The following is a 16,048-nucleotide window of genomic DNA, read 5'->3' as shown; positions in this document are numbered from 1 at the left end:
TTTCTACGTTTAAATTCTAAAAGTTTAAGTTAAGCCCTAATACAATCGATTTAGACAATGGGAAAGCGCCATAATCATCTCCACTGTTGTTTACTGCTTCAGGGTTAAATCCGCCATCATATTTATCCCCCCCAAACCAGTTTTCCATAGTGAAATACACTCTCGCTCCTGAAATTAATTCAGACTGAAACTGAGAACCTAAATCGAAACCAAGGGTAATATTTCGTATTCTCCAGTAATCACTTGAATAAAGCCAGTCTGTGTTTTTAATTCTTCCAAAACTAGAAGGCGACTTATGCTCTTTTCCGGCAACATCTGCTTCGGTTACAATAGCTCCTTCCTGCCATCTATATCTGTTTCTTGATTTTCCTAATGTATTATCTGCTGCACCTTGCCCTGTTCTGTACATTGCTCTACCAAATGTTGAATAGATTTTACCTCCGCTTTGTCCTTGTAACAGTACCGATAAATCAAAACTTTTATATTTAAAAGTATTCGTCATACCCCAAACAAAATCAGGGTTTGGATGTCCAGAATACGTTCTATCGCTTGGAGTTATAAAACCATCACCGTCCATATCGACATATTTAGGATCTCCGGCTTCCTGATTACCATATAATGGCACTCCATTATTAATATCTTCAGTAGTTAACAAACCATCTTGCTGTACCAAATATAAAGTATACATTGGCTTTCCTACTTCTAAGATATTATGAGTAATATCAAAAGCTCCACCTAAAATTGGTGTGTTATTTGGCCCTAGTTTTTTAACTTCATTTGAATTGTGACTTATATTAAAGTTGGTAGTCCACTTAAAATTATCCCCTTCTATATTTCGGGATGTCAATTCAAATTCCCACCCCTGGTTTAACACTTCTCCAATATTGGTAAGAGCCGTTCCAAAACCACTTGCTGTTGGAACAGGAATACTAAGTAACAAATCTGAATTTCTTTTGGTATAATACTCAATAGAACTAAATATTCTATTATTAAATAAACCTATATCTAAACCTATGTTTATCGATTCCGATTTTTCCCAGCTTAAATTAGGATTTGCGAAATTTGAAGGAGATTGACCATTTGCCAGAATGCCTCCAAAACTATAATTGGTATTACTTAAATTAGCTATATGCTCATAATTACCAATATTATTATTACCAGATAATCCCCAGCTTCCTCTTAATTTTAACTCATTAATTAATTCACTGTCCTTTAAGAAATCTTCTTCGCTAATTCTCCATCCCATAGAAAAGGATGGAAAAGTTCCAAACTTAGTATTATCTCCGAATCTTGACGAACCATCACGTCTTAAAGTAGCCTGAAAGAAATATTTTTCATTATAATCATACATAAATCTTCCAAAATAAGAGATTAATGTATTTCTACTTTTTGTTGTGCTTCCACTTGTCGTAGAAGCCACATTTATAGTTTGAATATCATCAGAAGGAAACCCTGTAGCGCTAATGGAATATCCTTCATAATCGAACATATTATAAGAATAGCCTCCTAATACATTAAAATTATGATTTCCAAATGATTTTATATAATTTAAAGTATGCTCGGTAACAAAAGAATTTCTTGTTTCCCCTGATTGAGATCCTGATGCTGTTCTGTTTCTATTTATCCAAGACGGTGTAAAACTATCTGTTGTATTGGTTTGTAAATCATGATTGATAGTCCCTTTATAATGTAAGCCTTCTAAAAACTCATATTCTAAAAATAAAGTTGCCAGATTTCTGAATCTATCAGTAGATCTTTTTCGAAATGTTGCTTCTGCTAAAGGACTAACTCTACTCCCCGCCCAGGCATAGCTTGTATAATCTCCTGTATTTGTATATAAAGCTCCAACAGACGATTCTACTATAGGAGCCATACTTACAACTATATGAGTAATCGCATCTTTACCTTCAACTCCCGGATCGTCTATAGTTCCAAATGAAGGTGCCAGGTTTAATCCGAATTTTAATTTATCTGAAGGAGATACTTCTACATTAGCTCTTAAATTAAATCGCTCATTGTTAACACCAATAGCTATCCCCTCCTGATTTGAATAATCTCCTGACACATAATATTTTGTTGTTTCTGTTCCGCCGGTTGCAGATAACTGATAACTTTGCACATAACCTTTTCTAAAATACAAATCCTGCCAATCTACATAATCTAAACCCGGATGCCCGTCCTGTAACCAACGCTCATCATACATATAATTAACGTTAAAATCGTTAGGCCCTAATCCTAAAATTGCACGTCTTTGATCATTTGTATCTGTAGAAGAAGCTCCAACATCTCCATAATTTCTTACATAGGAATAATTTTGATGTTCCATAGCGCGTTCTATCCAGTCTTCCGAGGATAAAACATCTAGTTTTTTTACGGTTTCATTCCATCCTGCATAAGTATTGAAACTTATTTTAGGTTTACCTGATTTTCCTTGTTTTGTAGTAATTAAAACCACACCATTAGATCCTCTGGATCCATAAATTGCAGTAGAAGATGCATCCTTTAACACCTGAATAGATTCAATATCATTAGGATTAATATTAGAAGGTTGTCCGTCTGTATCTAAAGGGAAACCATCTATAACATATAAGGGCTCATTTCCGGCATTTATTGATCCAGATCCACGAACCTGAATTTGAAACCCCGCACCTGGAACACCACTGGTTTGCTTAACCCTTACACCTGAAAGCTGACCTATAAGCGCTTGATCCATCCTTACCAGAGGTCTTTCATCTAACCCCTCTGCAGAATAGCTTGCAACAGCCCCGGTAACGCTCGTTTTTTTCTGAGTTCCATACCCCACAACAACAACTTCATCCAATTGCGCTGTATCCTGAATTAGAGTTACATCGATAGTATTTGATGCTCCAATTTCAATTTCAATCGTTTGAAATCCTAGATAAGAAAAAACCAGGGTCTCTTCTGGTATAGCAGAAATTTCATAGTTCCCGTCAAAATCGGAAACGGTTCCTTTAGTGGTTCCTTTAATTACCACATTTACTCCCGGTATTGACATACCTGTCTCATCATTTATTATTCCTTTTATTACCTTGGTCTGAGCATATCCAATACCGGACAATAAAGAAAAAATAAACACCACTAAATAAATTAGTTTATTGTTCATATTAATAAAAAGTTAGTATTTGTTTAGCTCAAAAGTATCTAAGCAATTTTTGCATACTATCCTGCACTATACTGCCCTTTTCACTCACAAAAAACAAAACACACTACAATACATTGAAATTCAATGGTTTAAATTTTTAACAAAATTTTATAATTTTCATATCAGACTACTATTATCTCAAAATAAAACAACAAATACTAAAAATTAATCAACAAAAATAACAAATAACCAAGAATTTAATAATAGCAAAATTCATCACCTAATATGAACAGGCAAAAAATCGAACAACAATCTATTGATTACCATAAGTTTAGTCACTAAACCAATAAGAGTTTCATACCTACACTTATCACACAACGAGGCTCTGCACACTCTTCTCAGGATGCCACAGGATAGTATTATGAATGAATAGAGATAATTTTAGCCAACTAATTTTACTAACTTATCCTATTAATGGCATTTTTAACAAACCATGAAACATAAAATAACATTTAGTACATGTACACTTCTAATATTATCTTTATTATCCTGTAAGAACAAACCTGCAGAAAATCAATCATCAAAAGATCCTATTCCTACGCTTAATGCGATACCTATTTTAGAAACCGGAAAACAGAATAGAATGCCGGAAATCTGGATAGATAAGGATACGCACCATAAAATAAAAAAGCTAACTGATCGTACCGGGAGTAACAGAAGTTTCTATTTTCATAATAATCCGTTTTTACCAACAGTAGACGGAAAGGAAATTTTAATGGTCTTTTATGGTAATAATCGTAAAAACAAACAATTGTATACGGTTAATCTATCCACAAAAGAAACGCAACAAATCACCACAAAACCGGGAAATAAATCCGGCGAGATTTTAGCTAGAAACTCCAGAAAAGTATTTTACACGACTAACGATAGCCTTTTTGCGACGCATATCGATACCAAGGAAACGGATTTCATTTATAAATTTCCCGATTCGATCGTTGGTTCTATGGTAACGATTAACGCTTCAGAAAACATCTTAGCAGGAAAAATTGTGAATGCCGCAGCGAGCAAAGCCTTAAGAAATACCTTGAATGGCCGTGGCAATTTCGATAAAATATACGAAGCCAAACTAAATCGTTCGTTGGTGAAATTGGACTTAGAAACCAAAACCATGACACCATTTTATTCGGAAAAAGCCTGGTTAAACCATTTGCAGTTCTCGCCTACAGATCCTAACAACCTCATGTATTGCCATGAAGGACCATGGCATAAAGTAGATCGTATCTGGAATATAAATATTGACTACTCCAAACCAATAAAAATACATGAGCGCACGGTAGAACGGGAAATTGCCGGACATGAATTTTTTAGCCCGGATGGAAAAACCATTTGGTTTGACTTACAGATTCCAAGAGGAGAAACCTTCTATTTGGCGGGTAAAAATCTGGAAACTAAACAAGAAACAAGATATGCTCTAAAACGGGATGAATGGTCTATACATTATAATATTTCGCCAGACATGAAAACATTTGCCGGAGATGGCGGAGACGAAAGTCAGGTAGCACAGGCGAAAAACGGAACCTGGCTATACCACTTTACACCGGAAAAAGATTCCCTGGTTTCAGAAAAACTAGTAAATATGAAATATCATAATTACGATCTTGAACCTAACGTGCATTTCTCTCCTGACGGAGAATGGATTATTTTTAGAGCAAACTTTGAAGGCGACACTCAGATATATGCAGTAGAAATAAAAAAATCGAACATTTAAACATGAAAATAAAATTAATTTTTATCGCTTGTCTTACCGCTACTGCGAGTATAACATGCTCCTCTAAAAAGGAGGCTAACAGCAAAGAAACTAATGCCTGGCCAAAGATTATAAACACCACTAAGCCCTGGACACGCTGGTGGTGGATGGGAAGCGCTGTCGATTCTGCTGGAATAAAGCAAAACTTAATAAACCTTCAAAATACAGGCATTGGAGGTGTAGAAATAGCTCCTATTTATGGTGTGAAAGGTGAGGAAGACCATTTTATAAATTTCCTGTCCCCCGACTGGATGAAGATGCTGAACTTTACTATAAAAACTGCAGATAGTTTAGATATGCAGGTTGATTTAACATTAGGGACAGGCTGGCCTTACGGTGGACCTCAGGTTACTCCTGAATTTGCTGCCACCAAACTTATTACTGCACAATACCATCTTAAAAAAAATCAGCTTTTCCAAAAAAAAATAATTCCGGAAAACCCTAAAGATAAAAACAACTCTACCTTACTTTATGTTCTGGCTTATGGAGAAGATGGCACTTTTAAAGACCTGACTGAGCAGGTTACCAACCAAACCCTAAATTGGATACCAGAAGATACAGATTACGAAATTTATGCTGTTTTTGAAGGTAAAACAGGCCAAAAGGTAAAGCGTGCTGCACCGGGAGGCAGCGGGTTTACTTTAGACCATTATTCCTCAGAAGCTTTAAAGGCCTATGTTAAACCATTTGATACGGCTCTGGTTGGATTTAATGGAAAAATTCGTTCCATTTTTAATGATAGTTACGAAGTATATGGCACTGATTTTACACCGCATTTTTTTAAAGCCTTTCAATCATTACGAGGGTATGATTTAAAAACCCTTTTACCTTTACTTTTAAAACAACAGGATGATACCTTAGCTAATCGTGTAAAGAGTGATTATCGCGAAACTTTATCGGACTTATTACTACACGATTTTGATGAACCCTGGACCGGATGGGCAAACTCAAAAGGATTTAAATCCAGATTACAGGCTCATGGTTCACCTGGTAATCTAATAGACATGTACGCCTCTGCAGACATTCCAGAATGTGAAACTTTTGGTTCTATGCCTTACGATATTCCTGGTTTTAGACGCGAAAAAGAAGATATTCGCGAAGGTGATGCAGATCCTATTATGCTTAAATTTTCGTCGTCTGCAGCACATATTTCCGGAAAGCCTTTAACCTCTTCTGAAACCTTTACTTGGTTGCGGGACCACTTTAAAGTAGCACTATCACAATGTAAACCAGAAGTAGAAGATTTATTTTTAAATGGTGTAAATCATGTTTTTCTACACGGTACCACTTATTCTCCTGAACGTGCCGCCTGGCCGGGGTGGAAATTTTATGCCTCAGTCAATTTTAACCCGAATCTAACCATTGGTGAAGACGAATCTGAATTATTCAATTACATTGCCAATTGTCAATCCATGCTTCAGGCTGGAGAACCTGACAACGATATTTTGTTGTATTGGCCTGTTTACGATGTATGGGACAACTATTTAAATGGCGATTTATTCTTTCAATTTAAGATTCATTCTTTAAATGAATGGCTTCACGATACCCCGTTTTACAAGACCACAAACCAATTAATGCAAAAAGGGTATGCTTTAGATTTTATCTCCGATCAATTTATTGAAAACGCAACCTATTCCGATGGATATATAAAAGTTCCTGGTGGACTATATAAAACCATTGTGATTCCGGACTGTGATAATATGCCTTTAAAAACGCTAAAAAAACTTAAGGACTTAAAAGATCAAGGCGCAGCTATTATATTTTCCGCGCTACCGAAAACTGTGCCTGGTTACTATAATTTTGAACAAGACAACATCACACTTAACGAAATCTCAAAAACCATTACGCCGAGTGCTGATATTTTTTCCGATTTAAAATCAGCTAAAATCACCCCGGAAAAGTTAGTAGATTCCGGATTAAAATATATTAAACGCCATGTTGATGGAGAATCGGTGTATTATTTAGTTAACCACACCTCGACAGGCATTAATGATTTTATTCCTGTTAATGCAACAAACAAAGATGTTGTTATTTTTGATCCGTTAACCAGAGCTTACGGGAAAGCTGCAACCAAAACTGAAGACGGCAAAACATTTGTAAAATTAATGATACGTCCCGGGGAATCGCTATTTTTAAAAACTGCTACCAATAGCACAGTAAAAGATTGGGAGTACTTTACTATAGAAAATAAGATTTACCCGATTACCGGAACCTGGGAAATCGACTTTATAAAAGGAGGGCCAACACTTCCAGAACCGGTAAAACTGGATAATTTAGAATCCTGGACCTCACTTGGTAAAGCCTACGAAGACTTTTCTGGAACCGCAAAATACAGCATCACTTTTAATAATCCTGATACAACGATTACGCACTGGGCATTAAATTTAGGTGATGTTAGAGAAAGCGCCAAAGTCTCCCTTAACGGTAAACATATAGGAACCGCCTGGTCTGTCCCTTATCAAATACAATTAGATAATTTACAATCAGGAGACAACGAATTAACAATAGAAGTTACCAACCTTGCAGCCAACCGCATAAGATCCAAAGAAATGCGAGGTGAAGAATGGAAAAATTTCTATGAAATTAATATGGTAGACAAGGATTATAAAACATTCGATGCTACAAAATGGCAACCTATGCCTTCCGGCCTAACTAGTCCAATAACTTTATCTCCTTTAAAACAAATAACTCATGAAAAATAAAATTCTTTTTACTCTACTAACTCTAATTTCCTTGTCTACAATTGCACAGCAATTACCCGACAGAAAGGCTGTTTTGGAAACGATGATGTTAACCAACGATTATTTTATGAAAAAATGGCCGGATGTTGGAAAAACTATTGTTACCAACAAAGAACGCCCTAGTAACATCTGGACCAGAGGTGTGTACTACGAAGGTTTAATGGCATTATACGAAATATATCCTAAAGAAACGTATTATGATTATGCTTATAACTGGGCTGAATATCATAACTGGGGATTCAGATACGGTAGCGCTAACCGAAATGCCGATGACTATTGTGCCGCTCAAACTTATATAGACCTTTACAATTTAGAACCGGATTCTAAAAAATTAAAAAACACAAAAGCCTGTATAAACATGCTTTTAAACACGCCTCAAAACGACGATTGGTCCTGGATTGATGCCATACAAATGGGAATGCCAGTTTTTGCCAAATTAGGCGTATTGGAAAATGACAACCGTTATTTCGAAAAAATGTACGATATGTACATGTACTCCAGAAATCTACACGGGGATAATGGTTTATTTAATGAAAAAGACGGACTATGGTGGAGAGATGCCGATTTCGACCCGCCATATACAGAACCAAATGGTGAGGATAGTTACTGGAGTCGTGGTAATGGCTGGGTAATAGCTGCCCTAGCTAAGGTTTTATCGATAATTCCGGAAGATGCACCTCATAGAGAGCAATATGTAAAAGACCTGAAATCGATGGCTGAAGCTTTAGTCCCTATACAACGAAAAGATGGTTTCTGGAATGTGAGTCTGCACGACCCTAAACATTTTGGAGGTAAAGAAACTTCAGGAACCGCTCTATTTGTTTATGCCATGGCATACGGAGTAAATAATGGTATATTAGACAGAACCACCTATCTTCCTGTTATATTAAAAGGATGGAATGCCATGGTAGAAGATGCAGTTCATAAAAATGGATTCTTAGGCTGGTTACAATCTACAGGAAAAGAACCTAAAGACGGTCAACCTCTTTCTTATGACAAAGTACCTGATTTTGAAGATTACGGCTTAGGTTGTTTTCTTTTAGCCGGAGCAGAAATATATAGATTGGAAGCACATGACAATTAAAAAACACTTATTATTACCAGCTATTTTTATAACCATTTTCAGTCTGTCCTTCTTAAAAGCTGAGGGACAGACTTTATCATCTTCTATTTCAAAGCAAGATTCCATTTTACTATTTTCCTATTTTAAAGGTAATGGTGAAGACGGATTACATTTAGCATTTAGCACAGATGGTTATACTTTTAAAGCTTTAAATAACGACAAAAGCATACTTACTCCTGAAATAGGGCCAAATAAACTTATGCGTGACCCCTGTATTATTTCAGGACCAGACCAAACATTTCATATGGTCTGGACAACAGGTTGGACAGACAAAGGTATTGGTTACTCTTCCTCCGAAGATTTAGTACACTGGACTAAGCAACAGTATATTCCTGTAATGGAACATGAGCCCGAAGCACGAAACTGTTGGGCTCCAGAACTAACTTACGATCCTACTTCCAATCAATTTATAATCTATTGGGCAACAACCATTACAGGTACATTTCCTGAAACTCAAACAGATGCCGATAAAGGTTATAACCACAGAATGTATTATGTAACCACTAAAGATTTCAGTTCATTTAGTAAAACAAAACTTCTTTACGACGGTGGCTTTAATGTAATTGATGCAACCATTCAGAAAGAAAACAACAGCTACATCATGTTTTTAAAAGATGAGACTAAAGCGCCGAAACCTGAAAAAAATCTCAGAATTGCTACTAGTTCATCACTCATAGGTCCTTACTCAAAAGCGAGTAATCCCATTACAGGCAACTATTGGGCAGAGGGCCCAACAGCTGTAAAGTTTAATGGCAATTGGATGGTATATTTCGATAAATATACCGAACACCAATACGGTGCAGTACGCTCTAAAAATTTGAAAGATTGGGAGGATGTTTCAGATAAAATTGTATTTCCAAAAGGCACCAGACACGGTACAATTATTCGGGTTTCTAATTTGGTGTTCCAAAATATTCAGAAGGAATTAAACAAATAACTATAAAACCAGAACTTTAACATGATCCCATTACGGTCGCTAAAATATATATTTATCACTTTCGGTTTTTGTCTTGTATTAAACCTTAAGGCGCAAGAATCTCATATTTTAGATCGATTATACCCAGCCGACTCATTAAAAATAACATATCACAACGCTTGGACTTTAAAAGAATACCCTAGACGGATTCAACAATTTAAAAAGGATCCTTTAAAGCCTAACGAAATTGTATTTTTAGGCAACAGTTTAACTCAGTTAGGTAGAAATTGGAGTCAGAAATTCCAAACCACAGGTATTAGAAATCGTGGTATTGCTGGAGATGTTACCGATGGAATTTTAGCCCGCTTAAACGAAATTAATTACTTTAAACCAAAAGCCGTGTTTTTACTTATCGGCATTAACGATTTATTTAATCTACATAAAAAAGAAGGTATACCATCGGCGAAATATGTCGGTAAAAATATTGTAAACATAGCAGAACATATCAAAAAAGAATCTCCTAGTACTATTATATATGTGCAAACCCTGTTACCTACAAAACATGAGTTCTTAAAAAATTATATTGTTGAAGTTAATGCTATACTTCAAGAAAATAAGCAGCACTATACATTTATCGATTTACACAGTCAATTTGTGAATAATACTGGTTTTATAAAAGATGAATTAACAAACGACGGCACCCATTTAACGCCTGAAGGTTATACCCGTTGGGTGAGTTTTTTATCGCCTATAATTAAAAAATTAAAAGCCAATGAGTAAAAAATTGACTCTTCAAAACACAACGATATTATTCTGGTTTTTATGGTTCTCTGTAGGTTTTTACAACGTGTTACATGCACAATTTAATAATATCAAAAATGATCAGTTTTGGAATACGGTAAACGAGCAACCTATATACAGTCAAGGAGGTGGTATTTTTAAATTTAATGACCCAAAAACAGGTAAACAAAAGTATTACTGGTATGGAGCACATTATAAAGAAGCAGAATTATACTATAAGGATCCGTCAATTACACAGCCCAAAGACAACTTTGTAGCGGTTACCTGCTATAGCTCTACCGATTTAGTGCATTGGACTTTCGAAAATAATGTACTTGAACGAGAAGAAGCAGTTAAACACGATTCTAAAACCGGGTGGATGGGACGTTTAGGGGTTGCTCATATTTCAAAATTAAAACAATATGCTATGTTTATTCAACATAACAATGGCGTGTTAATTGCATTATCCAATTCGCCAACTGGTCAATTTAAATGGCATCAACGTATCGATATGACTGATAGAATTGGGACACCTAACACTGGAGACCAAACAGTTTTCACTGATGAAGATACAGGAAAATCCTATCTGGTATATTCTTATGGACGTGGACGAAATAAAATTTACATTTCCGAAATTGGTTTAATAAATGGCAAGGTTGATCTATTGGATTGCACACAAATTTTTCAAGGTAAGGGCCGAGAAGGCAATTGTATGTTTAAATACAACGGCAAGTATTATGTATTTGCTTCTAACCTCTATGGCTGGGATTCCTCTTACGCTTACTATTTAGTTTCAGACTCTATCAAGGGTCCCTATCAGCCTGCCAACGAAATGCTTATTACACAAGGCTGTATGGATGATTTTGCACACATAACACAAACCGGCTTTTTTGTAAATGTAAAAGGTTCTAAACACGAAACTGTACTGTACTGCGGAGACCGTTGGGCCAATTTTGCTGGAAATGGTTTAGGTTATAACCAGTGGATGCCTTTATCTTTTGAAAATGACATACCTGTTTTTAATTCATTAAATTCCTGGAATTTAAATGAGACCTCTGGTGAATGGCACCCAGCAAACGATAATAATTTTGTAAAAAACCCAAGTTTTGAAGCCGATCGAAGAGCTATTCCTTCCCCGGTTAAACCCATACAAGCGCATATTACAGGCTGGGTAACACATTTTTACCAAGGCCATACAGTAGTGGTGGGAGAAAATGAGTCTCCACAACTTAATTATTTCAACAATCAAGAAGACAGACATCAGGTGATTGGAGAAAAGAGCCTGAATTTAGAAGACCGGGTGGCTTTTAAACGTAAAGTCTATCAAATTATAGAATCCACACCCTATGTAAACTTAGATGATGGTGTTTACACCTTGTCGGCTAAAATAAAGAGCAACAATAAATTTAATACACTCGAAATGTTTGCTGAAAGTGGCGGCAATAAAAAAAGTATTTCCGTTGAAACTTCAAATGGTCATTGGTCACAATTTAATCTGAATTCTATTGAAGTAAAAAATGGAAAAATAACCATCGGATTCTATGCTGATGGTAACGCCAATGCTAGTTGTCAAATCGATGATGTCTCATTATTAAAATCAGAATAACCTAACTAAAACCAACTCAATATTATGATAAGAAAAGCTTTTAAAATGAAATTATACGCCGATAAAATTGAAGAATACAAACTCAGACACAATCCAATTTGGGACGAATTAAAACATGTACTAAAAACATATGGTGTACATAACTACAGCATTTTTTTAGATGAAGATACCAGCTACACTTTTGGGTATGTAGAAATAGAATCAGAAGCGCAGTGGAACGCTATAGCTTCAACCGAAACGTGTAAAAACTGGTGGAAACACATGGCAGAACTCATGGAAACTAACCCCGATTACAGTCCCGTTTCAACCGAATTAGTTGAAGTATTTCATTTGGATTAACGCAATTGCACCCGAACAGGTTTATTACGATTACACATGATTTCTCCATTTACTAACTCTAATTCGGCTACCTGAATGGAACTTCGCCTTGTTTCGTAAGTATCTTTTCCTTTATTTTCTGGAGTTCTTCCCGGATGGGTAAAATAAAAAACAAAGGCTCGATCTTTATTTACAACTATCCCCGGGTGGCCTCCCATTACCTGATCGTCTTTACCAGTACCAGGTTCTTTTAAAATATTCTGGGCTTGACGCTCCCAATGTTCTAAATCATCAGATTTATAAACTCCCAAACCCGACCAATTATCTACAATCATCCAATATTTACCCTGCCATTCAAAGACATCAGGACCTTCACCTCCTTTATCCCCTACTACTTTTTTGCCACTATCAACCCAGTGATATAAGTCTTCACTATCTGCATAATACATCGATTTCCCGTCCTTTTCGTTATTATAATACATTCGCCAGACACCATTTGGCAACTGAAAAACACAAGCATCAATACACTTATCTGTAGCCAAATTCAATTTCGACTGATACTCCCAATCCAGTAAATTTTCACTGGTAAAATGGGCTATATATCGCGGATGTTTCCAATCGGAAAAAGTTCCAGGCACAATGGTTAAATACATATGATATACACCATCATATGCTATAACTTCTGGCGCCCAATGTGAATAATCTACTTCGCCATAGGGGATATTACAAACACCTTTATAAACCCAAGTATTCCCATCATCGGTAGATTCAGCAACACCTATTTTTGTACCGTGTACCCATTCCACACCTGAAGCCTTATCCATATTAGCTCGTCTGTTGGTATAAAACATAAACCATTTCTGTTCTGCTTCATTCCAAATTACAGTTGGATCTGCTGCTCCATCAAAAACAGGATCTCTAAAAAGGGGTTTAGATGCATATTGGGCATTTACTTTAATTAAAGTGACACTTAGAAAAAATAATTTAAAAGCAAATTTCATTATATTCATTGGGATCGTTTATCTTAAAGTTGAAAAATACATAATAAATTCATAACAATGTAACTCTAATAAAAAAAGCCTTCCAAGTATTAAAACTTAGAAGGCTTTATACTTTCACAAGAATACATTCTTAATTTAACACCACCTTTTTGGTTATCGTTTTACCTTTAACCTGTAGGGTTAACAAGTAGAATCCTTTTGGATATGCTGATAAGTCTATAACTTTTACAAATTCGGTTCCATCTGACTTAACAACCTCATTCAGTAATAACTTTCCTGACATATCGTAAACTCTTATTGGCGCTGTTTGATCTAATCCTACAATTTTAAGATTTAAAATTCCTGTCGTTGGATTAGGATACATATCGATGTCAAAGTTTACTTTAACAACATCGCTAATATCATCATTAACATCTTTATATTCTTCCACGATTACCATTACTATCGCTAAATCCCAACATCCGTTTTCATTGTATACTTCTACTTCATAAGTTGTAGTTGCATCCGGGCTTACAGTAATACTTTGAGTTGTTTCTCCCTTATTCCACTTATAGCTTGTTCCACCTGTTGCAGTTAAGGTTACACTCTCGCCTTGTTCTATCGTCTGATCTGCTCCAGCACTAGCTACCGGTAATGCTGCTACACTAACAATAACGTCATCCGTTGCACTTACATTACCTTCGGAAACGGTTACCGTATAGGTTGTCGTTTCTGATGGACTTACCGTGATACTTTCTGTCGTTTCTCCGTTACTCCAAACATAAGCTGATCCTCCACTTGCGGTTAGTGTTACACTTTCACCTACACAAATCGTTTGATCTGCTCCAGCATCAGCAATAACTATCGATGCTTCTCCGTCTTCTGTATCATCACCTTCTTCATCTCCTCCATCTATTACTTCTACTGTTACTGTTACATTTGCACTATCCGAACAACCGCCGTCATTGAATACTTCAACGGTATAGGTTCTGGTCTGATTTGGTGTTACTGTGATACTGGCTCTGGTCTCGCCTGTGTTCCACTTATAAGATGTTCCTCCGGTTGCGGTTAAGGTTACGCTCTCACCTTGTTCTATGGTCTGATTGTTTCCTGCATCGGCCACTGGTAAAGCTGTTACATTTACTGTTACAGCATCCGTTGCACTTACATCACCTTCGGAAACCGTTACTGTATAAGTTGTCGTTTCTGATGGACTTACCGTGATACTTTCTGTAGTTTCTCCGTTACTCCAAACATAAGCTGATCCTCCACTTGCGGTTAGTGTTACGCTCTCGCCTATACAAATCGTTTGATCTGCTCCAGCATCAGCAATAACTATCGATGCTTCTCCGTCTTCTGTATCATCACCTTCTTCATCTCCTCCATCTATTACTTCTACTGTTACTGTTACATTTGCACTATCCGAACAACCGCCGTCATTGAATACTTCAACGGTATAGGTTCTGGTCTGATTTGGTGTTACTGTGATACTGGCTGTGGTCTCACCTGTATTCCACTTATAAGATGTTCCTCCGGTTGCGGTTAAGGTTACACTCTCACCCTGTTCTATGGTCTGATTTGTTCCTGCATCAGCCACTGGTAAAGCAGTTACATTTACTGTTACAGCATCAGTTGCACTGACATCACCTTCGGAAACTGTTACTGTATAAGTCGTCGTTTCTGATGGACTTACCGTGATACTTTCTGTCGTTTCTCCGTTGCTCCAAACATAAGCTGAACCTCCGGTTGCGGTTAAAGTTACGCTCTCGCCTGCACAGATTGTCTGATCGTCTCCGGCATCGGCTTCAACTTCTACTGTTGGGATATTTACTGTTACTCTTACCTGAGCTGTATCTGAACAACCGCCGTCATTGAATACTTCAACGGTATAAGTTCTGGTTTGATTTGGACTTACTGTGATACTGGCTGTTGTCTCGCCTGTATTCCACTTATAAGATGTTCCTCCCGTTGCGGTTAAGGTTACACTCTCGCCTTGTTCTATGGTCTGATTCGTTCCGGCATCCGCAACTGGTAAGGCGGTTACATTTACTGCTACAGCATCCGTTGCACTGACATCACCTTCGGAAACTGTTACTACATAAGTCTTTGTTTCTGATGGGCTTACAGTGATACTTTCTGTCGTTTCTCCGTTGCTCCAAACATAAGCTGAACCTCCGCTTGCGGTTAGTGTCACACTCTCGCCTGCACAGATTGTCTGATCGGCTCCGGCATCGGCTGTGATTTCAACTTTAACTGCATTTACAGTCACTTTTACCTGAGCACTATCCGAACAACCGCCGTCATTAAACACTTCAACGGTATAGGTTCTGGTCTGATTTGGTGTTACTGTGATACTGGCTGTAGTCTCGCCTGTGTTCCACTTATAAGATGTTCCTCCGGTTGCGGTTAAGGTTACGCTCTCACCTTGTTCTATGGTCTGATTGTTTCCTGCATCGGCCACTGGTAAAGCTGTTACATTTACTGTTACATCATCCGTTGCACTTACATCACCTTCGGAAACTGTTACTGTATACGTCGTTGTTTCTGATGGACTTACTGTGATACTTGCTGTTGTTTCTCCGTTGCTCCAGACATAAGCTGAACCTCCGCTTGCGGTTAGTGTCACACTCTCGCCTGCACAAATCGTCTGATCGTCTCCGGCATCAGCTTCTAC

The 16,048-nt window shown here is 37.0% G+C and carries 10 protein-coding genes; 7 read left to right on the top strand and 3 right to left on the bottom strand.

The window, feature by feature from the left end; all coding sequences use genetic code 11:
• Positions 1–16: 16 nt before the first annotated feature.
• Positions 17–3,124 (bottom strand): SusC/RagA family TonB-linked outer membrane protein, encoded by a 3,108-nt coding sequence (locus tag I3217_RS00310; protein WP_435047725.1) that lies wholly within the window; start codon positions 3,122–3,124, stop codon positions 17–19.
• 472 nt (positions 3,125–3,596) lie between these two features.
• On the opposite strand from I3217_RS00310, the gene I3217_RS00305 reads away from it, so the two are divergent.
• From I3217_RS00305 to rhaM, 7 genes are read left to right on the top strand one after another with little or no spacing between them, the layout of a single operon-like run.
• Positions 3,597–4,871, top strand: coding sequence for an oligogalacturonate lyase family protein (locus tag I3217_RS00305; RefSeq protein WP_435047724.1), 1,275 nt, complete (start codon positions 3,597–3,599; stop codon positions 4,869–4,871).
• A 2-nt stretch (positions 4,872–4,873) separates the two neighbouring features.
• Complete coding sequence (locus I3217_RS00300) at positions 4,874–7,612, top strand: glycosyl hydrolase (protein ID WP_435047723.1); 2,739 nt, start codon at positions 4,874–4,876, stop codon at positions 7,610–7,612.
• Positions 7,602–8,735 (top strand): glycoside hydrolase family 88/105 protein, encoded by a 1,134-nt coding sequence (locus I3217_RS00295; protein WP_435047722.1) that lies wholly within the window; start codon positions 7,602–7,604, stop codon positions 8,733–8,735. Before I3217_RS00300 ends, I3217_RS00295 begins: the two co-directional genes overlap by 11 nt.
• Entirely contained in the window at positions 8,725–9,711 is a 987-nt protein-coding gene (locus tag I3217_RS00290) for a glycoside hydrolase family 43 protein (RefSeq protein ID WP_435047721.1), read from the top strand. The genes I3217_RS00295 and I3217_RS00290 overlap by 11 nt, the downstream gene beginning before the upstream one ends.
• 21 nt (positions 9,712–9,732) lie before the next feature.
• The gene (locus I3217_RS00285; protein ID WP_435047720.1) at positions 9,733–10,470 is read left to right on the top strand and encodes a GDSL-type esterase/lipase family protein; all 738 of its coding nucleotides are present in this window, start codon (positions 9,733–9,735) and stop codon (positions 10,468–10,470) included.
• Positions 10,463–12,076: a family 43 glycosylhydrolase gene (locus I3217_RS00280; RefSeq protein WP_435047719.1), complete on the top strand. Its 1,614-nt coding sequence runs from the start codon at positions 10,463–10,465 to the stop codon at positions 12,074–12,076. Before I3217_RS00285 ends, I3217_RS00280 begins: the two co-directional genes overlap by 8 nt.
• 24 nt (positions 12,077–12,100) lie before the next feature.
• Positions 12,101–12,415: an L-rhamnose mutarotase gene (gene rhaM / locus I3217_RS00275; RefSeq protein WP_435047718.1), complete on the top strand. Its 315-nt coding sequence runs from the start codon at positions 12,101–12,103 to the stop codon at positions 12,413–12,415.
• Here rhaM and I3217_RS00270 read toward each other — a convergent pair.
• Positions 12,412–13,404 (bottom strand): family 43 glycosylhydrolase, encoded by a 993-nt coding sequence (locus I3217_RS00270; RefSeq protein ID WP_435047717.1) that lies wholly within the window; start codon positions 13,402–13,404, stop codon positions 12,412–12,414. The two genes, rhaM and I3217_RS00270, sit on opposite strands and share 4 nt — an antisense overlap.
• A 121-nt stretch (positions 13,405–13,525) precedes the next feature.
• A partial coding sequence (locus I3217_RS00265) for a T9SS type A sorting domain-containing protein (protein WP_435047716.1) occupies positions 13,526–16,048 on the bottom strand: 2,523 nt, incomplete at its 5' end.

It is taken from the genome of Formosa sp. S-31 (assembly GCF_051172795.1).
Classification (GTDB): domain Bacteria; phylum Bacteroidota; class Bacteroidia; order Flavobacteriales; family Flavobacteriaceae; genus Formosa.
This window is presented reverse-complemented; position numbering and strand designations above follow the sequence as displayed.

Bases quoted from the DNA above. Each gene is read 5' to 3' on its own strand.
- I3217_RS00310 (WP_435047725.1), bottom strand. From the start codon at position 3,124: ATGAACAATAAACTAATTTATTTAGTGGTGTTTATTTTTTCTTTATTG.
- I3217_RS00305 (WP_435047724.1), top strand. From the start codon at position 3,597: ATGAAACATAAAATAACATTTAGTACATGTACACTTCTAATATTATCT.
- I3217_RS00300 (WP_435047723.1), top strand. From the start codon at position 4,874: ATGAAAATAAAATTAATTTTTATCGCTTGTCTTACCGCTACTGCGAGT.
- I3217_RS00295 (WP_435047722.1), top strand. From the start codon at position 7,602: ATGAAAAATAAAATTCTTTTTACTCTACTAACTCTAATTTCCTTGTCT.
- I3217_RS00290 (WP_435047721.1), top strand. From the start codon at position 8,725: ATGACAATTAAAAAACACTTATTATTACCAGCTATTTTTATAACCATT.
- I3217_RS00285 (WP_435047720.1), top strand. From the start codon at position 9,733: ATGATCCCATTACGGTCGCTAAAATATATATTTATCACTTTCGGTTTT.
- I3217_RS00280 (WP_435047719.1), top strand. From the start codon at position 10,463: ATGAGTAAAAAATTGACTCTTCAAAACACAACGATATTATTCTGGTTT.
- rhaM (WP_435047718.1), top strand. From the start codon at position 12,101: ATGATAAGAAAAGCTTTTAAAATGAAATTATACGCCGATAAAATTGAA.
- I3217_RS00270 (WP_435047717.1), bottom strand. From the start codon at position 13,404: ATGAATATAATGAAATTTGCTTTTAAATTATTTTTTCTAAGTGTCACT.